The following is a 22125-nucleotide window of genomic DNA, read 5'->3' as shown; positions in this document are numbered from 1 at the left end:
GTGCCGAAGCGCGTGGCGAGGTCGACCAGGTTACAGGTCTCGAACAGTTCGGCACGACGTCTTTCCTGCGCCGGCGATTTGAGTTTTGCCGGCGTGTAGGTGGTGCGGCGGCGGATGAAGCCGGATTTGCCTTCCGCGATGAAGGCGGCGAGTTCTGCTGTTGGATCTTCCGGCCCGCCATCGCCAAGCTGGCCATGCTCTCCGAGCCTTGCCAGCAGCCGGCCGGCCAATTCGCGTACCTTGCCGGAACGATCGGCGGAGAGGTTCTTCAGGAACGGCACGTCATCGGCGCCGAGGCCGAAGCGCATGAGTTCGATGAGTGCAAGCCTGATCTCGGCCGGCTCGCCGGATCCCTTGGTCTCGATCAGTTGCCGAGCCGATGCCGGCGCGGTGCGGCGCATATCCGCGAGCGCCGTACGACGCGCGGCGGGATAGAAGTCATCCCAGTTTTCCGCGGTCAACTTTTCCTGGCGGGTGTGTTTTTCGCCGTCCGCGCCTGCCTGCCAGTCGATCCAGGGTGCATAGACGTCCGGGCCGTTCTGATCCGACACGGCCGGCATCCAGTCCATCGGATGCAGCACGAAGCCGCGGCTGGCGACGAGCGACACCACACGCGTCTTGCTTCTTGTGTCGCCGGCGTGTTTCAGCGCCGCTCGCAAAAGCGGCCGCAGCCGCTCCGGTAGCATCGGCAAGGCAAGTTCAGGCAGCACTGGGCGGCGCTTCAGCGTCTTGGGCGCGGCTGGCCGCAAGGCAATGTCGAGGGCCTGCGCGGCGATTGCCAACAGGCGACGCTCGCGCTCGTCGAGGCTTGCGCCACCGGCAATCTCCTTCCACGCGGCTGGAGCCAGATCGAAGCTGGTCCCGCCGGTGATCCAGCTGTCGCGCATGGTCGCCAGGCCGGTCTGCTCGATCTCGTTCACGACAGGTCAAGCCTCCCGAACCTGCTTTGCGCAGCCAGCAGGTCCAGCCGGCTGCCGTTCCAAAGTGCTGCCGTTGCCGTGAGGTCCAGCCCAAGCAGCGTTGGATTGACGGTGTCGGCGATCGGCAAGGCGATACCATGCGGATCGCCGGTTGCCTGCCACCAGGCGGCACCGCGATCGTCCAGCAGGATCGCGCCGGGCGGCAGCATGACGGGACAGTCGGTGAGCCAGGGGGCTGTGTCCTGGTGAGCGACATGGGCCGCGAGCGGATCGCCTGCGTCAAAGCCGAAATCAGGCCACTCACCTGACGGGACATCGCCCTTGCGGTCCGTCACCAGTGCTCGCAACGGCTGGCGTGCCGGATAAAAGACCAGCCTGGCATCAAACCGGTCTCCTGACGTGAAGGCGTTCGACCGGCGACCCGCTGAGGCCGGAAAATAGTCGAGCAAGAGAGCAAATTGCGGGCTCGCGCTCTTCAGGTCGAGCAGCCAGGTCGAATGGCTGACAAGACCGTCACGGCGGGTTTCGATCTTCTCGCCGAGCACTTCCCAGATGCTTTCTACCTGGATCGCTTCGGGATTGGCCAGTACCTGCTCACGGTTTTCGGAGGTCGATACGAGCCGCCTCAGTTCGGCGTCGCCTGGTGTCGATCGCCAGGCCTTGGCCAGTAGCACAAGCTTGCCGAGTTCGCGGATCGCCGCGTCCGGGCGCTCCTCGCTGCGCAGCCCCATCAGCCGTGACGGAATCTCGTCGATACGGCCGGCAAGCGCCGTTGCTTTCATGTCGACCAGCCGTGCCGCAATCCGGCGGCAACGGTCGCTGCTGTTGTCGACAAAGCCGGCAAGGCCAAGCCGCAATTGATCAGCGATCCATTGATCCAGTTCATCCAGCGCCGCCGACACGGCGGATTGCGTGTCCTGCGTCCGCTTTCGCTGCGCTGCCTCGCGGCGCTCGACCGCAGCGGCGTCCTCGACAACAGTACTTTCGTCGTCGAGCGAGATTTCGCCAATACTCTTGCCTCCCGCACCGGGCGCCGGCCCCGTCGGCTGCGGTGAGGTCTTCCTGCGGCGACCGAGCCAGTCATTCACCCATTCGGGGGTCGAGCCCGCGGCGGCAAAACTGGCCGGCGTGGTGGCGGCTATCCACATCAGCGCCAAGGTGTGCTTGCAGGGGAACTTCCGCGACGGGCAGGTGCATTTGTAGCCATGGTCGCCAGTGTCGACGACCACGCGGTAGGGATTGGAGCCGGAACCCTGGCATTCCCCCCAGATGAGCGCCAGCTGTTCGCTTTTTTCGAGTCGCGGCCAGTTCGATTGCCTGGTCAACCTGGAAGCGGCGCTCAACGAGGCCTGATCGGGCGCAAGCGCTTCGATGGTTTTCAAGTCAAATTCCAAGCCGCGCCTCTCGTCGCTCGAACGATACGGGTAGCCAGTATAGATGGCCGTCTATGACGGATTCTTGTAGCAGCAGCGGTACAGAGGTCGATACAGCTGACCGTCGGCCAATCTGCCCCGCTGGCGATGTCTCCCCGAAAAAACACATCTCGGCAAGGAAATGCGCCGAACCCCCTTATTGAAGCGTCCGCGCTGGCGGCTGGCCGGCGTGGTCGCGGGCGATGCCGGCATCGCCATCTTCTGCTCCAAACGCACGGTCGAGGCCTGTCGCCACCACCGAGACCCTGAAGCGGCCTTCCATGCCCTTGTCGAAGATGGCGCCGACGATGATGTCGGCGTCCTCGTAGACTTCTTCGCGAATGCGGGTGGCGGCCTCGTCGACCTCGAACAGGGTCATGTCCCTGCCGCCCGAGATCGAGACCAGGACGCCCTTGGCGCCTTTCATCGACACTTCGTCCAGCAACGGGTTGGCGATCGCGGCTTCCGCCGCCTTCATCGCGCGGCCTTCGCCGGACGCCTCGCCGGTGCCCATCATGGCGCGGCCCATGTCGCGCATCACCGATTTGACATCGGCGAAGTCAAGATTGATGAGGCCTTCCTTGACGATGAGATCGGTGATGCAGCTGACGCCGGAGTAGAGCACCCGGTCGGCAATGACGAACGCGTCGGCGAAGGTGGTCTTGGCATCGGCGATCCGGAACAGGTTCTGGTTCGGGATGACGATCACCGTGTCGGCGCTCTCGCGCAGCCGCTCGATGCCCTCTTCAGCCATCTGCATGCGGCGCCTGCCCTCGAAGGCGAAAGGCTTGGTGACGACGCCCACCGTCAGGATGCCGGCCTTGCGCGCCGCCTGGGCGATGATAGGAGCGGCGCCGGTTCCCGTGCCGCCGCCCATGCCAGCGGTGACGAAACACATATGCGTGCCGGCCAGATGGTCCATGATCTCGTCGAGCGATTCCTCGGCCGCGGCGCGGCCGATCTCGGGAAGCGATCCGGCGCCCAATCCTTCGGTGACATGCGCGCCAAGCTGGATCAGCCGCGTCGCCTTGGACATGGTCAGCGCCTGCGCGTCGGTGTTGGCGGCGATGAACTCGGTTCCTTGAAGCTGCTCCGCGATCATGTTGTTGACGGCATTGCCGCCACCACCACCAACGCCGATGACGGTGATCTTGGGTCTCATCTCGGAGATTTCGGGCTTCTTAAACTCGGCCATGCCTGTTTCTCCTTCGTCAATTGCGCGCGCTTCACGACCCACCCGCAGACTGCTTTTGGGCAGATTGCAATCGAGCGGCATGACGCGAATCAGTCCGTTGCGATGGGTACCCCAAAAAGCCAGAGAGCGGCCAGAGGTGCAAGTGCGCGCAAGGTCAAGATTTGTGATGACGGTTTTGCACAGCGTGGCGCAGACGCCGCTCGCCCAACAATCAAGCCTCTGGCCTTGGGTGCAACAGCCGGTAGGTGACGCGTTGGCTTGCCGCGCGACGACCGAAGCGTCTATCATGTGCTTGATATATCGCTGACTTCGGCGTTCTCGCCGAGTTCGGCCACGCAGAATCCCCAGCGGCGAAACCAGCCTGCTGCACAGATCTCAGAACGAATGAAGCAGCGCCCCCGCCAATGGCCGACAAAACACAATTCGGGTTGACCGCCGTCGACACCGTTCCCCTGCATGAGAAAGTCTATCTGGAACTTGTGCGAGCGCTGATGTCCGGCCGGTTCACGCCGGGCCAGAAGCTGACCTCGCGAAAGCTCGCCAAGGAACTCGGCACCAGCGACATGCCGGTGCGCAGCGCCTTCATGCGGCTGCAGGCGCTGCGGGCGCTCAGCCCGATGCCGAACGGCAGCGTCGAGGTGCCGGTAATATCGGCCGACCGGTTTTCGCAATTGACCGCGGTGCGGACGATCCTCGAAGGCTCGGCGACCGAGCTAGCGACGAAACGCATCAACGGCAACAATCTGCGGACGATCCGGCGCCACTGCACCGACCTGACCTTGGCGGCCCGCAAGGGCGATATCGACGATTACCTGCGCAAGAACCACGACTTCAAATTCTCGATCTATCGCCATTGCGGCAACGAGCAGATGATCTTCCTGATCGAGACCGTGTGGATGCAGGTCGGCCCGTTTCTCAGGAACCTCGCCATGGGGTTCGAGGATGATCTCGCCTCCATTCTCGACATCGACTATCACGAGGAAGTCGTCGCCGCGATCGAAGCCCAGGATGGGGAGCGCGCCCGCGCGGCCATCGTGCGTGATATCGACGAAGGCGCCTCGCACATCCTGCGGCAGGCCAGATTTCCGAAGACGAGAAGCTGAAGTCGCCCCTTGGCTTTCCGTGCTCTTGCCTCTATGTTGCGATCGCAGATCGCGCAATTGGTTTTGAAATGCCTCCCGACATCCCGGCTAGTGACTTGAAAAAATAAGGAAAAGCCCCTTGGCGACAGCCAGGTCCGTTTTTCAAAAACTCACAAGCTATTTACCAGGGACAGTGCAGCCGGTCAGGCTTGCGGGGACCTTCAAAAACCAGAGGTTATAAATTGAGCGATGCAATTGCGGACGTTTTGAACTGGCTTGAAAGCAGAACCGACATCCAGAGCCTCAGGGCCGCGGTGTGCGATCTCAACGGCATCATGCGCGGCAAGCGCATACCGGTCGAGCAGGCAAGAAAGGCGCTGGAAGGCAAGCTGCGCATGCCTTACTCGCTGATCGGGCTCGATGTCTGGGGCGAGGATATCGAAGGCAATAGCCTGGTTTTCTCGACCGGCGATGCCGATGGACTGTGCCAGTGGACGGGGCGCGGCATTCTCCCGGTGGCCTGGACGGCCCATCCGACGGCGCTCATCCCGCTCTGGCTTGCCGACGAAAGCGGCGCGCCCTATCTCGGCGACCCGCGACGGGCGCTGGCCCGCATCCTCGATCGCTACAAGGCCTTGGGCCTGACTCCGGTCGCGGCAACGGAACTCGAATTCTATCTCGTCGATCCGCAATCGCAGCGGCCGGTCGGACCTGTCTCACCGGTGACCGGGCGCCGTCTCGATTCCGACGCGGCACTGTCGATCGATGAGATCGACGACTTCGAATCCTTCATCCACGACGTCTATGAAGCCTGCCGGACGCAAGGCATCCCCGTCGACACCGCCATCGCCGAAAACGGCGTGGGTCAGTTCGAGATCAATCTGAACCATGTTGCGGACGCCTTGCGGGCTGCCGACGACGCGGTGCTGTTCAAGCGCACGGTGAAGGGCATTGCCCGCAAGCACGGCTTTGCCGCCTGCTTCATGGCCAAGCCCTATGGCGACCGGGCCGGCAATGGCTTTCACGTTCATTTCTCCCTGGTCGACGGCGAAGGCCGCAACGTCTTCGACGACGGCACAGACCAGGGCTCGGAGACCATGCGCCATGCGGTTGGCGGCCTGCTTGCGGCAATGGCCGAGAGCACGCTGGTGTTCGCACCACACTTCAATTCGTACCGCAGGCTACGCCCAAGATCCTACGCACCAACCGCGGTCGCCTGGGGTTATGAGAACCGCATGGTCGCGATCCGCATTCCCGGCGGACCGACCGGTGCGCGTCGTATCGAGCATCGCGTTTCCGGAGCTGACGCCAATCCCTATCTGGCGCTTGCGGCCATACTGGGCGCCGCGCTGACCGGCATCGAAAGACAGCTGTCGCCAGGGGATCCGATCGGCACTGACGGCCAGGGACTTCCGCCGGCAAAGCTGCCACCGGACTGGGCGTCCGCGATCGCCGCCTTTGAAAGCGGGACGCATGTGGCGGAGATCTTTCCGGCCATCCTGCGCGACTCTTTCGTTGCCTGCAAACGGCAGGAATTGAACACGTTCGCGCTCAATGTCAGCGATTTCGAGATCGAGACATACCTCGAAAGCGTCTAGACTGACCTATAGGGGCACCGTGGTCGACCAGATTGTCGGCGGTGTGAACTACGACCGCATCGACCCCGATGCGTTACTTCCCCTGGGCGATCATCTGGATTGTCAAAACGCCTCGACCCAGGGCCGCAGCTCAAGCTCCGAGCTCCAGGCGCTGCGATGCTGGCGATGGGTTGTGAGATAGGCCTCGGCGATGGCGTCCGGCGATAGCCGGCGGTCCGGCCGCTCGGGATCGGCTGCTTGTCCGGGCGGCTCGATCTGGCCGTCGATGATGAAGTGGGCGACGTGGATGTTCTGTGGGGCGAGCTCGCGGGCCATGGACTGCGCCAGGCCGCGCAGGCCGAATTTAGGCATGGCAAAGCCGGCCGAGCTGGGAAATCCCTTCACACTGGCAGTGGCGCCGGTGAACAGGATCGATCCGGAACCCCGCGCCAGCAGCCGCCGCGCCGCCTGCTGGCCGACCAGGAAGCCGCCATAGGCACCGACCAGCAATGCCTGTTTGACCGCTTCGGCATCGAGCTCGGCGATCGGGCCGCGCGTGCGCGCGCTGGCGTTGAACACCGCGAGTGCCAGCGGGCCGGCCTTGTCGGCGGCGTCGAACAGCCTGGCGACGGACGCAGCGTCGGCGACATCCGTCTCGACGGCAAGTGCACCGGTCTCGTCGACCAGAGCGCTCAGCTTTTCAACATTGCGGGCGGCCAGAACCACGTGAAAGCCTTCGCGGGTGAGGAGGCGCGCCAGCGAGGCGCTCAGACCAGCGCCTGCGCCTGCAATGACGGCCACATCGGATGTCATGATTTTTCTCTCCTTGCGGATTTGGACTGAAGCAGGGTCGCGCCTTCGCGGGTGACAGGCAAGAGATGGCATTGCTGCAGTTGTTGAGCCAGACGGCCGCAGAAACGGCGTGCGCAATCCAATATCGCCTGTGGCGCTACGAAGACCGCTCGGCCTTCAGCACCGAGACCGCCGCTTCGCTGTTGTGGACATACTCATTGGCATCCGGCTGCTTCTGCACCAGCAGGATGAACAACAGGTCGGTCAGCGTCAGCTGCGCGTCGCGCGCGGTGATGGAGGAGGATCGCGCACGCTCTTCGTCGGCGATCGTGTAGAGGCAGATGTCGGCGACCCGGCTCAGCGGATTGTCGTGCAGGCCGGTGACGGCGATCACCATGGTGCCGCGCTTGCGGGCAAGCTCGGCAATGCGCAGGGTTTCGATGCTGGCGCCGGAATAGGACAGCGCGAACAGCACATCGCCCGGCCCGAGCGTCGAGACATTGGCCATCTGGATGTGGCTGTCGCTGTCGTGCAGGACATTGCGGCCGAGCTTCATCAGCTTGTAGGAGAAATCGCGCGCCACCAGCGAGGATGCACCGACGCCGACCAGATGGATGCGGCGCGCCTTGTCCAGCAGTTCCAGCGCCCTGGAGATGATCCGCTCGCTGTTGGTCTCGGCGGTCCGCTGCATCGACAGAAGCTTGCTGCCGATCAGCTTCTTCAAAATGACCTGGTAGCTGTCGCCGACCTCGATAGAACCGTGGATCATGCCGGCCGGCACCTGCCATTCCTGCGCCTTGGCCTCGCTGACGGCGAGCTTGAGTTCCTGATAGCTGGCATAGCCGAGCTTCTGGCTGAACTTGACGACGCTCGACTGACTGCGTCCGATCTCGGCGGCGAGTGCGGCCGTCGACAGGCGCAGCATCTGGTCGGGATTGTCGACGATGTACTGGCCGATCTCGCGATCACCGGGCGCCATGCCGTCGAGCTTCGCATTGATCCTGTTCAGGACGGACACGGGATTTCCTCGCGCTTTCAGGTGCCGGGCTAAGGAATAAAATATTCCAATTCCGATTGACAGCCAAGAACGTAGAATTAATTCTTGAACTGGACCGGGCCAAAATCCGGGATTCGGAGCAGCGTCTCCAGAGAGAAGCCGCCCGGGTGTGGCCGGCTTTCGTCGCACAAGGTTGCAGCCCATGGATAGATTGCGGATCGTCGGCGGCCAAAGACTGGAAGGCGCGGTCACCATATCCGGCGCCAAGAATGCGGCCCTGCCGCAGATAGCGGCGGCGCTGCTCAGCCCCTACCCGCTCGAACTGACCAATCTGCCTGATGTGACCGACGTCGAAAACATGCTCGGCGTGGTGCGGCTGCACGGCGCCGAGGTGACCCGGTCGGCGCATGCCGCGACGATCGACACCAGTGCCGCCGTATCCAAGGAGACGTCATACGATACGGTGCGAAAGATGCGGGCGACGGTGCTCGTTCTGGCGCCGCTGCTGGCGCGTTTCGGCCATGCGCGGGTTTCGCTGCCGGGCGGCTGCGCCATCGGCGCGCGGCCGGTCGACATGCATGTGGCGGCACTTGGCGCACTGGGCGCCAGGATCGCCATCGAAAACGGTTCGATCGTCGCCTCTGCGCCGAACGGGCTGAACGGCACGCGCATCGTCTTGAGCTCGCCATCGGTCGGCGCGACGGAAACCGCTGTCATGGCGGCGACCACGGCCAAGGGCGAAACCGAGATCCTCAACGCGGCGCGCGAGCCGGAAGTGGCGGATCTCGCCGCTTGCCTCACCGCCATGGGCGCGCGCATCGAGGGCGCCGGCACGCACCGCATCCTGATTGCCGGCGACACCAACTGGCATGCCGCCACGCACGACATCATCCCCGACCGGATCGAGGCCGGCACCTATGCCATCGCCGCGGCGATCACCGGCGGCCAGCTCGAACTGACGCATGCCCGGCTCGAGCACATGGCATCGGTGGTGCAACTGCTGGAGGCCACCGGCGTCAGCGTCTGGCCCGGCGACCGCGGGCTCATCGTCTCGCGCGACCGGCCGCTGAAAGCCGCCGACCTGACGACGGAACCCTATCCGGGGTTTCCGACCGATCTCCAGGCGCAGTTCATGGCGCTGATGTGCTGCGCCGACGGCGCGTCGCTGCTGCGCGAAACCATCTTCGAGAACCGCTTCATGCATGTTCCCGAACTGATGCGGCTCGGCGCCAACATCAAGCTGCAAGGCACCACGGCGCTGGTGCGTGGTGGCGAGAAACTGCATGGCGCGCCTGTGATGGCCACCGATCTGCGCGCATCGGTATCGCTGGTGCTGGCCGCACTTGTCGCCGAGGGCGAGACGACCATCAACCGCGTCTATCACCTCGACCGCGGCTATGAACAACTGGACCGCAAGCTGCGCCTGTGCGGCGCCGACATCGAGCGGCTGAGCGCATGAACGGTGTGGAACACTATTTTCTGGGCGTCGACGGCGGCGGAACCGGTTGCCGCGCCCGTATCGAAGACGCTGACGGGACGGTGCTGGGGCAAGGCCTGTCGGGGCCGGCGACAACGCGGCTCGGCATCGATGCGGCCTGGGCCTCGGTCGCGAAAGCCTTTGGCACTGCCATCGAGGAGGCTGGCTTCGGTGCAGTGGAGATCGCCCGGATACACACCGGCATCGGCCTTGCCGGCATCGGCCGCAAGGGTGCGCTGGAGGCGTTGCGGGCGATCGTGCATCCGTTTGCCAGCATCGATTTCGTCAGCGACGGCGTCGGCGCCTGCCTGGGCGCGCATTCCGGCCAGGACGGCGCCATTGTCATCGCCGGAACGGGCTCGATCGGCCTTGGCTTCGTCGAGGGACGCGACCTGCGTGTTGGTGGCTACGGCTTTCCGATCTCCGATGAGGGCAGCGGTGCCGACCTTGGCCTGAAGGCTGTGCAACTGGCGTTGCGCGCGCATGATGGAAGGCATGAGCCGACAGCGCTGCTGGCGGAGGTGATGCAGCGTTTCCATAGCGACCCGATGGAAGCGGTTGCCTGGATGGATCGGGCAACCGCCACGGACTACGCAGCCCTGGCGCCGATGGTGATGCGCCATGCTGACCAGGGCGATCCGGTCGGACGGCGCATCGTGCAAAGTGCTGCCGAGCAGATCGATACGCTGGTGCGGGTGCTGTTCGAAAAAGGCGCGCCGCGCGTGACCTTGCTGGGCGGCCTCTCCAGTCCGCTCGAACCCTGGCTCTCTCCTGATGTCCGGCGCCGCCTGAAGCCCGCAGACGGCGATGCTGTGTCGGGCGCGATCATCCTTGCCAAAAGGTCCCTCGACGGACAGTAACGCCTTGCCAGAGAAGGAATAAAATATTCCAAGTTTTTGTTGACTACATGAATATAAAATTCTAAAAAGTTAACAAAGAAAACAGGGCAGCGACGACGGACCCTTGGTCCGTGTGTGCTGGCGCTGGTTGGCCTTGCTGTTCCGGCTGTGCCGCATGGTTTTTGAAAGCAAGCTAATGACCGAGCAAGGGTTGATGTCCGAACTGGACCGGCTGGTTTCCGAGGGCCGGAACCCGAGGACGATGGACATCGACCTGCTGCCGACCATCGACGTGTTGAGCAAGATCAACGATGAGGACAAGGTCGTTCCGGCGGCGGTCGAGAAGGTCGTGCCCGAGATTGCGGCCGCGGTGGATCGGATCGTGCTTGCCTTCCAGAAAGGCGCGCGGCTTGTCTATATGGGTGCCGGCACCAGCGGCCGGCTCGGCGTTCTCGATGCCTCGGAGTGTCCGCCCACCTTCGGCGTGCCCGAAGGCATGGTGGTGGGCCTGATCGCCGGTGGCCCCGACGCGCTGGTGCGGTCGACGGAAGGCGCCGAGGACGATCCGAAAATGGGCGCCAGGGCGTTGCAGGAGATCGGGCTCACATCAAACGATGTTGTGGTCGGCATCGCGGTCAGCGGCCGCACACCCTATGTCATCGGCGGGCTGAACTATGCGAAGCAGGTGGGCGCAACGACGGTCGCCCTGTCCTGCAATCCGGCGTCGACCATTGCCGGCATCGCCGACATTGCCATCTCGCCGGTCGTTGGTCCGGAAGTACTCACCGGTTCGACCCGGCTGAAATCGGGAACCGCGCAGAAGCTGGTGCTCAACATGCTGACCACCGCCTCGATGATCCGCATCGGCAAGAGCTATGAGAATCTGATGGTCGACCTTAACCCGTCCAACAAGAAGCTGGTTGCCAGGGCGATCAGGATCGTCATGCACACCACCGGATGTGCTGCGCAACAGGCCAAGCAAGTGCTCGCCCAGACCGGCAATGACGTGAAGCTGGCGATCCTGGTCACGAACACCGGCATGGGGGTCGAAGAGGCGCGCGCGGCGCTCGGCAAGGCCGGAGGCTTCCTGCGAAAGGCAATCAGCAACGAGACAGCATGAAGCGCATGAGACAAGACGGCTAAAGCCGCATGAGACAAGACGGCGTGAAGCCGCATAGACTGGGCCGATACTCCAAACCATGTGTGTCTTGGAAGCGGTCGGCGGAAACTGCAAGGCATCAAGTCAAATCAAAATGGGAGACGACAATGATAGGGCATCTCACAAGAACACTGCTGTCGGGTATCACGCTGGCCGCGATGCTCGGTATCGCCACGGTTTCGACGCAAGCGGCAACGCTGCATATGGCCTGGTCGCAGGACGCCACCGGGCTTGACCCGCACAAGCAGACGGCGTTTTCATCGCTGCGGCTGCTGGAGCTGATCTATGAGCCGCTGGTGCGGGTCGATGCCAGCCTGCAGATCATCCCCGCCATCGCCACCTCCTGGGAATTCTCAAAGGACGGCAAGGCGCTGACCTTCAAGCTCGATTCCAAGGCGAAATTCCAGGACGGCACCGCCGTGACCTCGGCCGACGTCAAGGCATCGTTCGAGCGCATCCTCGACGAGAAGACCGGGGCTGCCGCACGCGCCAACTTCCTGTCGATCGCCAGCATCGACACACCGGATGCAGCGACCGTCGTCTTCCATCTGTCGCAGCCGGATGCGCCGATCCTGACGGCGATGAGCGACGTCAACGCGGCCATCGTCCCGGCAAGCGAAATCAAGGCCGGGTCGATCGGCACCAAGGCGGTCGGCTCCGGCCCGTTCAAGCTCGACAAATGGGATCCCAACGCCAAGGAAGTCTTGAGCGCCAACAAGGACTGGGCCGGCGGCGCTACCGGCGTCGACGGCATCGAGATCAGCGTGCTGCCGGACGAAGCGGCGATCCTGGCCGCCATGCGCACCAAGCAGATCGATTTCGCGCTGCTCAACGATCCGCTGGTCGCGACGCTGGTGCCAAAGGAGGCCAGCCTCCAGCTGAACCGCGTGCCGGTGCTGGCCTATCACGTGCTGCAGCTCAATCCGTCGCGCAAGCCGATGACCGAGCTGAAGGTGCGCCAGGCCATCTCCTGCGCCATCGACCGACAGGAGGTGCTGGACACCGCTTCGCTCGGCGAAGGCAAGGTCACCGGACCGCTGACCATCCCGGCGCTCGCGACCGACCCGAGCCAGCTGTTCTGCTACAAGCGCGACGTCGACAAGGCCAAGAAGCTGATGGCAGAGGCCGGCTTTGCCGACGGCTTTTCCGCGACCGTGATCGGCGCCACCGGCGAGCCGCCGACGGCGGCCGCGGAAGCCCAGGTCATCCAGTCGCAGCTCGCTGAAATCGGCGTCAAGCTCGACATCAAGATGATGGAGCTCAACGTCTATGTCGACGCCTGGCTGAAGGGCGATTTCGATATGGCGATTGCGCTCAATGGCGGCCGCGCCGACCCCTACACCATGTACAACCGCTACTGGACCAAGGCGGGCAATCTGCAGAAGGTGGCGAACTACATCGACGACACGCTGGACAGCCAGATGCAGCAAGGCCGCGCCGAGACCGATCCGGCGAAGCGCAAGGTGATCTTCGCCGAATTCGAGAAGCACCTCGCCGAAATGTCACCGTGGATCTGGCTCTACACGTCCTACAGCTATACGGCCCAACAGAAGAACATCGCCGGGTTCGTGCCGACGCCGACGGGCACGCTGTTCAGCCTGAGCAAGGTTACCATCCAGCAGTAGCCGCCGCAGGCATTGGACGAGAGGACTTCTTCGCGTGAACTATCTGATGCGACGACTGGCGACGTTTCCTCTCGTCCTGCTTGGCGTGTCCATCCTGGTCTTCGTGGCGATCCGGATGGTGCCGGGCGATTCGATCACGGCCATGCTCGGCACAGAAGCCGGCCTGCTGACGCCGGCACAGCGGGACTCGCTCGCTGCCTATTTCGGCATCGACCAGCCCTGGTTCATCCAGTACTGGCGCTGGATAGGCGGCATCCTGCACGGCAATCTCGGCATCTCGGTCACCTATGGCAGGCCGGTGCTCGACGTCATCATCGAGCGCTTCCCGCTGACGCTCGAGCTGGCCGTCCTGTCGATGATCATCGCGCTCGCCGTCGGCATGCCTGCCGGGATCTTCGCCGCCACGCACAATGAGAAACTGTCCGATCTGGGCGTGCGCATCGTCGCCATGATCGGCCAGTCGACGCCGAGCTTCGTGCTCGGCCTGCTGATCATCTACACGCTGTCGGCCGGCTTCGGCGTGCTGCCGGCGATGGGCGAATTCGCGCCGCTCTGGCAGGATCCCTTGCGCAATCTCAGCCAGATGATCCTGCCCGCGATCACACTCGGCTTTGCCTTCGCGGCCTCGGTCACCCGCATATCGCGTTCGGCGATGCTCGACGTGTTGAGCGACGACTATGTGCGGACCGCCCGCAGCAAGGGCGCGTCGGCGCGCAGCGTCATCTGGCGGCATGCTTTGCCCAACGCGCTGATCCCGGTCGTGACGCTGAGCGGCATCGAGTTCGGCTATTTGCTGGGTGGTGCCGTCATCGTCGAGCAGATCTACGCGCTGCCCGGCCTTGGCCGCATGGTGCTGGATGCGATCCAGCAGCGCGACTATGCGCTGGTGCAGGGCAGCGTGCTGTTCATCGCCTTCAACTTCATGATCGTCAATCTCCTGGTCGACCTCGCCTATGTCGCGCTCGATCCGCGCATCCGGCTGGGGGAGTCCTGATGCGCATGCTGCGCGCCATCTTCAGCCACGGCAGCGGCCGCATCGGCGGCGTCATCGTCGGCGTCTATCTGCTGGTCGCCGTCCTCGGCATGCTGGGGCTGACGCCGCACAATCCCATCACGCAGTTCCGGGTCGACCGGCTGCATGCGCCCAACAGCGCCTACTGGATGGGCACCGACCTGTTTGGCCGCGACGTGGCCAGCCGGCTGATGGCGGGCATCGGCCAGTCCTTCACGGTTGCCTTCTTCTCGGTGGCCTTCGCCACCCTTGCCGGCACGGTTCTCGGGCTGGCCGCCGCCTGGCTCGGGCGCCGCTGGGACGGCGTCGTGATGCGGATCATGGATGTGCTGCTGGCCTTCCCTGCCATCCTTTTGGCGCTGCTCATCGTCACCGTTGCCGGACCGGGCACATGGACCAGCATCGTTGCCATCGGCATCGTCTACACGCCGATCTTCACCCGCGTGGTGCGCGGCCCTGCTCTGTCGCTCAAGGCGCGCGAATTCGTCGACGCTGCGCGCACCTTCGGCAGCAGTTCGTCCTACATCGTGACGCGGCACCTGCTGCTCAATCTGGTGGCGCCGTTGACCGTTCAGGTGACACTGGCATTGGCCTGGTCGCTTTTGACCGAAGCCGGTCTGAGCTTCCTGGGTCTCGGCACTCAGCCGCCGGCGGCCTCGCTCGGCCTGATGCTGAGCGACAGCCGCAATTTGATGGAGACCGCGCCCTGGCTGATGATCTTCCCGGGTCTGGCGATCATGATCAGCATCCTCGGTTTCAACCTGCTTGGTGACGCCTTGCGCGACATCCTCGACCCGAAGATGCGGAGGGCGCCGGCATGACCCCGCTTCTCTCCGTCAGCGACCTGCGCGTCGGCTTCGGCCGCGACCGCCAAGCCAACGAGGTGGTGCGCGGCGTCAGCTTCGACCTCGCCGAGGGCGAAACACTTGCCATTGTCGGCGAAAGCGGCTCGGGCAAATCCGTCACCGCGCTGTCGATCAATCGTCTGATCGATTTCGGCGGCGGCCGCATCACCGGCGGCGCCATGAAACTGAAGCGCGCCAACGGCAGCCTTTTCGACCTGATGACCGCCACCGAGCCGCAACTGACCGGCATTCGCGGCGCCGAGATCGGCATGATCTTCCAGGAGCCTATGACCTCGCTCAATCCGGTGCTGACCATCGGCTCGCAGATCGAGGAATCGTTTCGGCTGCACCGCGGGTTGACCGGCAGGCAGGCCACCGCGGCGGCCAAGGATGCGCTCGACCGCGTGCGCATTCCCGATGCCGCGCGGCGGCTGAAATACACGCCCAATCAACTGTCCGGCGGCATGCTGCAACGGGTGATGATCGCCATGGCGCTCGCCTGCAATCCGCGCCTGCTCATCGCCGACGAGCCGACGACGGCGCTCGACGTGACGGTGCAGGCGCAGATCATGGCGCTGCTGGCCGAACTGAAGCGGGAAACCGGCATGTCGATGATCTTCATCACGCATGACATCGGCCTGGTCGCCGGCATCGCCGACAAGGTGATGGTGATGCAGAACGGGCAGGCCGTGGAACAAGGCGAACTCAACCAGATCCTCGACAACGCGCAGCACCCCTACACGCAGCATCTGCTGCAGGACGTGCCGCACTTCACCAATGGCAGCACGACGCGTTCGGACGGACGGCGCGACAAGGACGCAAGCACGGAACCGGCCTTGAAGGTCGACGGTCTGGTGGTGCGATTTCCCCTGAAGAGCAGTTTCTTCAGCCGCGCCACCGGCGCGGTGCATGCCGTCGACGGCGTCGATTTCGACCTGATGCCAGGCGAGACGCTGGCCATCGTCGGCGAGAGCGGTTCGGGCAAATCGACCACCGCGCGCGCCGTGCTGGGGCTGGTGCGGTCGACGCGCGGCAGCTTCTCGGTCGGCGCCCGAAAGGCTTCCGCCGAGCAGAGCGCCCTGCCCGTGCAGATGGTGTTCCAGAATCCCTATGCCTCGCTCAACCCGAGGCTCAGCATCGAGAGCATCCTGGCCGAACCGGTGATCGCCACCGGCGGCCGGGTGAATGTTGCAGCGAAGGCCAGGATGGCGAGCCTGCTGAAACGCGTCGGCCTGCCAAAAAACAGCCTGGAGCGGTACCCGCACGAATTCTCCGGCGGCCAGCGGCAAAGGCTGTGCATCGCCCGCGCGCTGATGCTGAATCCTTCCGTGGTCGTTCTCGATGAAGCGGTTTCGGCACTCGATGTCTCGGTGCAGGCCAAGGTGCTGGAACTGCTGGTCGACCTGCAGAGCGAGTTTGGGCTGGCCTATCTGTTCATCTCGCACGACATGGCTGTCGTCGAGCGGATCGCTCACCGCATCGCCGTCATCTATGCCGGCCAGATCGTCGAGATCGGCGATGCAACCTCGGTGCTGTCAAAGCCCAGGCATTCCTATACCAAAAAACTCATTGCCGCGGTTCCGACCATCGACCGGCGGCACGAGCATTTCGAGCTCGACACGCGCCAGGTTCCGTCGCTGGTGCGCCCACAGGGGTTCGAGCCGGCGCCAGCGAGGTGGGAGCAGTTTGGGCGGGATCACATGGCGAGGGCGGAAGCGTGAGCGCGGCGGCCCAGCTCTTCGACCGCGCATTCCAACCGCTAGCAGCAGCGGTTTCCGCCAAGCGAATCCCAGGCGGCGTGCTCGGCATTGTCGATAAAAGCGGCAGCCGTATCATCCGATCAATCGGCTCCGCGCAACTCGCGCCGAAGCCGCGCCCCATGCAGGACAACACCTGGTTCGACCTGGCATCGCTGACCAAAGTCATCTTCACCACGCCGCGCATCCTGGCGTTGGGGGAAGACGGCGTCATCGATCTCGATGCGCCGCTGGTCTCCGCCCTGCCGGATCTTCGCCAGTATGATGCCGAAGCCTGGGAACGGAAGGTGACGTTTCGCCAATGCCTCGGACACCAGACGCCATTTCCGGCGGTCGAGCCGATCTACACTTACGGACGCGATCCCGAGCTGCTGCGCGCCTTCATCCTGCAGCGCGAATGGCGAGCCCGCGATCCCGTTTATTCCGACATCAACTTCATCCTGCTCGGCTTCGCGCTGGAGCGGCTGTCAAGCAAGACCATCCACGACATGGATCCTGGCCCCGGCTTTGCCTGGTCAACGGAGCCCGATGTCGCCGCAGCGACAGAGGACTGCACTTGGCGGCATCGCGTGTTGTCCGGCAAAGTCCACGACGACAATTGCTCGGCGCTGCAAGGTGCGGGGCATGCCGGCCTGTTCGGAACAGCCGCTTCCGTCCTCGATTTCGCGCAAGGGCTGCTGACCGGCACCGGCGCATCCGAAGGTTCGATCGCACTGATGCGCGCACCTTTGTCCGCCACCCGCACCCATGGCTGGGAGCGTCCCTATGAGGGCTGGTCCGGCGGGACGTTGTGCAGCCCGGGAACCATTGGCCATACCGGCTTTACCGGCACCGGGCTGTGGATCGACTTCGACAAAGGCAAGGCCTGGACCTTGCTCACCAACAGGATCCATCCGACACGTCATTTCGACAGCGGAATCGTTCAGCTTCGGCAAGCGGTCGGTGATCTCATGAATGGAGCTCAATGATGAAACCAATCTGGGCCGTCGGCCTGATGACCGGCACCGTGCTCGACGGCAACATCGACGTTGCCCTGATCAAGACCGATGGCGAGCGCATCGAGGATTTCGGCACCTATCGGCTGATGCCTTATCCCCAATCGATCCGCTCGCTGCTGGAAGAGACGCTGACGGTGGCGAGAGCCTGGAATTTCGTTGGGCCGGAGCCGGCGATTTTTCGCACCGCGGAGGAAGCCCTGACACGTGCCCAGTCGGCGGCGGTCAAGGAATTGGTCGAAAGCTATGGCATGACGATGGCCGATATCGGCGTCGTCGGTTTTCACGGCCAGACCGTGCTGCATCGCGCGCCGCAGGTCGGACGTCTCGGCCAGACCCGGCAGCTCGGCGACGGCGAGCTGATGCACGGCCTGGTGGGCACCAAGGTTGCCTACGATTTTCGTTCGGCCGACATGCGCGCCGGCGGGCAAGGCGCGCCGCTGGCCGCTGCCTATCACACCGCGCTGATGCGCAGCGCCGGCGCCAGTGGCGAGGTGGCGGTGCTCAATCTCGGCGGTGTCGCCAACATCACCTGGTGGGACGGCGCCGACAATGTCGTTGCCTTCGACACCGGACCGGCCAACGCGCCGCTCAACGATTTCATCAAGTCGAAGGGGCTCGGCGACATGGACCGCGACGGCGCACTTGGCCGCACGGGAACGGTCGACGAGGCCCGGCTCGCCAAGCTGCTGCAGCATCCTTACATGACCAAGCCCTATCCCAAATCACTGGACCGTTTCGACTTCGGTGCCGCGATGGCGGACGGCCTGAACGTCGAGGACGGTGCCGCCCTGCTCACCGCCTTCACCGCCGGCGCCGTCGGCAAGGCGCTCGACCTTCTGCCACACCGGCCTAGAAAATTGGTGGTCAGCGGCGGCGGCCGCCACAACCCGACAATGATGGCAATGCTGGCCAGCCGCGCCGGCGTCGAGGTGGTGCAGGCCGAAAGCCTCGGCTGGAGCGGCGACGCGGTCGAGGCTGAGTGCTTTGCCTTCCTCGCGGTTCGCGTGCTGCGCGGCCTGCCGATCAGCTTCCCGAGCACCACCGGCGCGCCGCAACCGATGCGCGGCGGGAAGCTTGCTGGCTGATCAGGCAAGCAGTTTCTTCTGCAGGAAAATACGACTGCGGCCAGCGGGGAAATCGGCAAGCGCGCCAAAAGGCTGATAGCCCTGGCGCTGATAGACCTTGGCGGCGTTTGGACTGAAGGTATCAATCCAGGCATTGTTGCAGCCGCGCGCAACGGCTTCCTGCTCAGCCGCGCCCAGCATTGTGCCGGCCATGTGCCGGCCACGCAGCCGCTCATCGACCCACAGCCATTGCACGTAAAGCCAGCCCCAGGCGGTGTAGCCCGAAATCCCAGCGACCACCGCGCCCTCCTCATCGCGCACGAACACGGCAAGCGCCTTCCTTTCGGAAGCGCCGACATCGCCGTCGTTGAACGCCGTCAGACGTTCGCCGAGAAAGGCGAGTTCCTCCGGCAAGGGATTTGCTGTCGTTTCAAGTGCTGTTTTCATGGCTTCTTCCGAGATGCGCAACTGGATACGAACCAAGCGTTACGAAGAGCAGCGCGCTTGCGCAATGTCTATACCTGTCCCCGAACAGGGTGCGCATCCGCATCGCCGCCATTGCGAAATTCGGACGCGACAATGCCGTAGCGCTTGAGCTTGTCGTAGAAGGTCTTGCGCGGCACGCCGAGCGCGTCGATGGCGCCGCGCACATCGCCGCCATGGTCACGCAGGGCTTCGCGGATGAGTTGCGCCTCGTAGTGGCCGACCCGTTCGGGCAGTGTGGCCTCTGGCTCCGGCAAGTGTGCGGGAACCGCCTTCGTCTCATCCTCCGGTCCGAGACCGAGCGCGACGCGGTCGGCGAAATGGGCGAGCTCACGCACATTGCCCGGCCAGGCGTGCGACTGGAGATGATCGCTGACCGCGGCGTTTACCTTCGCGACAGGCCGGCCGAACCGTTCCGCCGCCTTGCCGAGGAAATGCCCGAACAGCATCGGGATGTCGCCGCGCCGTTCGCGCAGTGGCGGGATGCGCAACGTCACCACGTTGAGGCGAAAATAGAGATCCTCGCGAAAATCGCCGCGCTCGTCCTCCCGGCCGAGATCGACCTTGGTCGCCGCGACGACCCTGAGATCGATCCGCCGGATCTCGTTCGAGCCAAGCGGGGTGAGGCTGCGCGTTTCCAGCACCCGCAGCAACTTGACCTGCAGCGCCGGCGGCATGGATTCGATCTCGTCGAGAAACAGCGTACCGCCGCTGGAATGCTCGATGCTGCCGATCCGGCGCCGCTGCGCGCCGGTGAACGCGCCCGCCTCGTGGCCGAACAACTCGCTTTCTATGACAGTCTCCGGCAGCGCGCCGCAATTCAGCGCGACGAAGGGTTTTGCCCGCCGCCGGCCCCATCTGTGCAGCAGATCCGCCACCACTTCCTTGCCGGTTCCGGTTTCTCCCTCGACCAGCACATCGACATCCATGTCGGCGATCTGGCGCAAGGTCTCGCGCAGCCGCCGGATGGCCGGCGCCTCGCCGATCAGCGGCAGTCCGTCGGCGGCCAGTGCCGCGGCTTCGCGCAGGCGGCGGTTCTCCATCACCAGACGCCGTTTCTCCGATGCCCGTTTCAGCGCCTCGACGAGGCGATCGCCGGCATAGGGTTTCGGGATGAAATCGTAGACGCCGTCCTTGAGGGCGGCCACGGCGAGATCGACATCGCCATGCCCGGTGACCAGGATCACCGGTATGTCGGGGTCGATCGCCTTGATGCGGTCGAACAGCTGCAGCCCGTTCATGCCCGGCATGCGGATGTCGCTGACCACCACGCCTTCGAAATTCCGGTCGACGACGGCAAGTGCTGCCTCGGCGGCGTCGAGCGCGGCCACGGTGAAGCCGGCAAGCTCGAGCAATTGCGTGGTGGCGTGAAGCAGGTCCGCGTCGTCTTCGACGAGCGCGACCAGCCCTGATCCCTGCGTCATTCTATTCGCCTCAAATCGATGGTGAAGGAGGCGCCGGTACCATTGCCGGGATCGAGGCGCAGCGTGCCGCCCAGCTCCTGGGCGATCTCCTGCGAGATCACCAGCCCGAGGCCAAGCCCCTTCTCCTTGGTGGTCTGGAACGGCATGAACAGATTGCCGGCCGCCTCCGGACCAAGACCAGGACCATTGTCGCGTACCGAAATCAGCGCCCTGTTGTCGCGCTCGGCAAGTTCGATCTCGATGCGGGGATCGGGCTGGTCCTTCATCGCGTCCAGCGCATTCTGCAGCAAATTGACCAGGATCTGCTCCAGCCGGATGCGGCTCGCCATGACCACCGGTGACGCGGTGCCGCGCGGCTTGACTATAGTCACGCCGGAATCGCGGATACGCCCCGACAGCAGTGACAGTGCACCGTCGATCGCCTCGCGCACCGGCAGCGGCGAGGCGGCGACACCCGGCCGGCGGGCGAAGGTGCGCAAGGTGCTGGTGATCGCGCCGATGCGTTCGGTCATCGAAACGATCGACGTCAGATTGCCGCTGGCCGCTCCGGTCTTGCCGCCGTCGAGAAAGCGGCCGGCATTCTCGGCATAGGTGCGGATCGCGGCGACCGGCTGGTTGATCTCATGCGCCACGCCGGCCGCGATCTGGCCGAGGATGGACAGCCGGTTGGCCTGGGCGAGGTCGTCACGCAGCCGGCGGACCTTGGCCTCGGCATTCTCACGCTCGGCGATTTCGCCTGCAAGTGCGGTGTTGGAGCGCGTCAGCTCGGCCGTTCGCGTGCTCACGCGGCTCTCCAGCTCGGCATTCATGCGCGCCAGCGCCTCCTGCCGCAACCGGCGTGCGCGGCGGCGCCGGGTGAGCACATAGGCAAGCAAGCCCGTCAGCAGCAGCCCGAGCAGCGTGGTCAGGCGCGCCGTGTTGGCGGCAGACGAGAGGGCAGCGTCGGCAGGCGTCAGCAGCCAGAGACGCCAGCCGGGAACCGCACCGGGCAGATCCTGCACCACCTCGACGAACTGGCGCGGTTTTCCGTCGCTGTCGATTGTCGCCAGGCCGTCCCCGGCGCCGCGCCGTATCGGCAGGGGTTCGAAACCGGCATCGGCCAGCTGAAGCTGGTCATGGGCGGCGGCGGCGTCTTCGGCGGAGAGCGGCGCCAGCGCGTGAAACCGCCATTCGGGCTGGCTGGTGGCAAGCACGACGCCGTGTTCGTCGGTGACGAAAACAAGGAACCCGCTGGAGCGCCAATTGGCTTCGACGCCATCGAGCTCGACCTTCAACACCGCGACGCCAAGCGGCTTGCCGTTATCGTCGACGCGGCTCGAAAGGTAGAGTCCCGGCCGTCCGCTGATCGTGCCGAGCCCGTACTGGCTGGCGCCGCCGTCAGTCATCGCTTCCCTGAAATAGTGACGAAAATTATAGTCGATGCCGACAAAGCTGGTCGGCTCGCCGGCATTGCTGGCTGATATGGCG

Annotated in this window: 19 protein-coding genes; 11 read left to right on the top strand and 8 right to left on the bottom strand. The window is 64.4% G+C overall.

The genetic code is table 11. From position 1 onward, the window contains the following. The 3 genes from EN993_RS13275 to ftsZ all read right to left on the bottom strand — a co-directional run. The coding region (locus tag EN993_RS13275) for a DUF5691 domain-containing protein (protein WP_245468763.1) at positions 1-920 on the bottom strand (920 nt) is incomplete at its 3' end. Next, a complete protein-coding gene (locus EN993_RS13270; protein WP_245468761.1) occupies positions 917-2302 on the bottom strand; it encodes an SWIM zinc finger family protein in 1386 nt (461 codons plus the stop codon). The genes EN993_RS13275 and EN993_RS13270, both read right to left, overlap by 4 nt. A gap of 187 nt (positions 2303-2489) precedes the next feature. Further along, positions 2490-3527, bottom strand: a complete 1038-nt coding sequence (gene ftsZ / locus EN993_RS13265) for a cell division protein FtsZ (protein ID WP_109663255.1) — start codon at positions 3525-3527, stop codon at positions 2490-2492. Positions 3528-3931: 404 nt separating this feature from the next. Between ftsZ and EN993_RS13260 the strand changes: the two genes are divergently transcribed. Further along, positions 3932-4630 (top strand): GntR family transcriptional regulator, encoded by a 699-nt coding sequence (locus EN993_RS13260; RefSeq protein WP_127263544.1) that lies wholly within the window; start codon positions 3932-3934, stop codon positions 4628-4630. Between the two features lie 221 nt (positions 4631-4851). Further along, positions 4852-6207, top strand: a complete 1356-nt coding sequence (locus tag EN993_RS13255; RefSeq protein WP_127263542.1) for a glutamine synthetase family protein — start codon at positions 4852-4854, stop codon at positions 6205-6207. 102 nt (positions 6208-6309) lie between these two features. Here the strand turns inward: EN993_RS13255 and EN993_RS13250 are convergent, their stop codons facing one another. Both EN993_RS13250 and EN993_RS13245 read right to left on the bottom strand, forming a co-directional pair. Next, entirely contained in the window at positions 6310-6999 is a 690-nt protein-coding gene (locus EN993_RS13250) for an SDR family NAD(P)-dependent oxidoreductase (protein WP_127263540.1), read from the bottom strand. Between the two features lie 136 nt (positions 7000-7135). Next, on the bottom strand, positions 7136-7996 hold the full coding sequence (locus tag EN993_RS13245) for a MurR/RpiR family transcriptional regulator (protein WP_127263538.1): 861 nt from the start codon (positions 7994-7996) through the stop codon (positions 7136-7138). Positions 7997-8177: 181 nt separating this feature from the next. Here EN993_RS13245 and murA point away from each other — a divergent pair, with 181 nt between their 5' ends. From murA to EN993_RS13200, 9 genes are all read left to right on the top strand, one after another. Next, positions 8178-9434 (top strand): UDP-N-acetylglucosamine 1-carboxyvinyltransferase, encoded by a 1257-nt coding sequence (murA, locus tag EN993_RS13240; RefSeq protein WP_127263536.1) that lies wholly within the window; start codon positions 8178-8180, stop codon positions 9432-9434. Beyond that, positions 9431-10312: an N-acetylglucosamine kinase gene (locus EN993_RS13235; protein WP_109661903.1), complete on the top strand. Its 882-nt coding sequence runs from the start codon at positions 9431-9433 to the stop codon at positions 10310-10312. Before murA ends, EN993_RS13235 begins: the two co-directional genes overlap by 4 nt. 175 nt (positions 10313-10487) lie before the next feature. Continuing rightward, complete coding sequence (gene murQ, locus EN993_RS13230) at positions 10488-11411, top strand: N-acetylmuramic acid 6-phosphate etherase (RefSeq protein ID WP_127263548.1); 924 nt, start codon at positions 10488-10490, stop codon at positions 11409-11411. Positions 11412-11557: 146 nt separating this feature from the next. Then, positions 11558-13075 carry an ABC transporter substrate-binding protein gene (locus EN993_RS13225; RefSeq protein WP_127263534.1) on the top strand — a complete coding sequence of 506 codons (1518 nt, stop codon included), beginning with the start codon at positions 11558-11560 and terminating at the stop codon, positions 13073-13075. A gap of 34 nt (positions 13076-13109) precedes the next feature. Beyond that, positions 13110-14069 carry an ABC transporter permease gene (locus tag EN993_RS13220; RefSeq protein ID WP_127263532.1) on the top strand — a complete coding sequence of 320 codons (960 nt, stop codon included), beginning with the start codon at positions 13110-13112 and terminating at the stop codon, positions 14067-14069. Continuing rightward, entirely contained in the window at positions 14069-14908 is an 840-nt protein-coding gene (locus EN993_RS13215; RefSeq protein WP_109661895.1) for an ABC transporter permease, read from the top strand. The genes EN993_RS13220 and EN993_RS13215 overlap by 1 nt, the downstream gene beginning before the upstream one ends. Then, entirely contained in the window at positions 14905-16653 is a 1749-nt protein-coding gene (locus tag EN993_RS13210) for an ABC transporter ATP-binding protein (protein ID WP_109661893.1), read from the top strand. The genes EN993_RS13215 and EN993_RS13210 overlap by 4 nt, the downstream gene beginning before the upstream one ends. Beyond that, entirely contained in the window at positions 16650-17657 is a 1008-nt protein-coding gene (locus EN993_RS13205; protein ID WP_126068267.1) for a serine hydrolase, read from the top strand. The genes EN993_RS13210 and EN993_RS13205 overlap by 4 nt, the downstream gene beginning before the upstream one ends. Then, positions 17657-18772, top strand: a complete 1116-nt coding sequence (locus EN993_RS13200; protein ID WP_127263530.1) for an anhydro-N-acetylmuramic acid kinase — start codon at positions 17657-17659, stop codon at positions 18770-18772. Before EN993_RS13205 ends, EN993_RS13200 begins: the two co-directional genes overlap by 1 nt. On the opposite strand, the gene EN993_RS13195 is transcribed toward EN993_RS13200, so the two are convergent. The 3 genes from EN993_RS13195 to EN993_RS13185 form a co-directional block, all read right to left on the bottom strand. Beyond that, positions 18773-19198 (bottom strand): GNAT family N-acetyltransferase, encoded by a 426-nt coding sequence (locus tag EN993_RS13195; RefSeq protein ID WP_127263528.1) that lies wholly within the window; start codon positions 19196-19198, stop codon positions 18773-18775. 68 nt (positions 19199-19266) lie between these two features. Continuing rightward, complete coding sequence (locus tag EN993_RS13190; RefSeq protein ID WP_127263526.1) at positions 19267-20658, bottom strand: sigma-54 dependent transcriptional regulator; 1392 nt, start codon at positions 20656-20658, stop codon at positions 19267-19269. After that, positions 20655-22125, bottom strand: a 1471-nt coding sequence (locus tag EN993_RS13185) for an ATP-binding protein (RefSeq protein ID WP_164757651.1), incomplete at its 5' end; no start/stop codon positions are given. The genes EN993_RS13190 and EN993_RS13185, both read right to left, overlap by 4 nt.

The sequence above is a fragment of the Mesorhizobium sp. M7D.F.Ca.US.004.01.2.1 genome, from assembly GCF_003997785.1.
Classification (GTDB): Bacteria; Pseudomonadota; Alphaproteobacteria; order Rhizobiales; family Rhizobiaceae; genus Mesorhizobium; species Mesorhizobium loti.
This window is presented reverse-complemented; position numbering and strand designations above follow the sequence as displayed.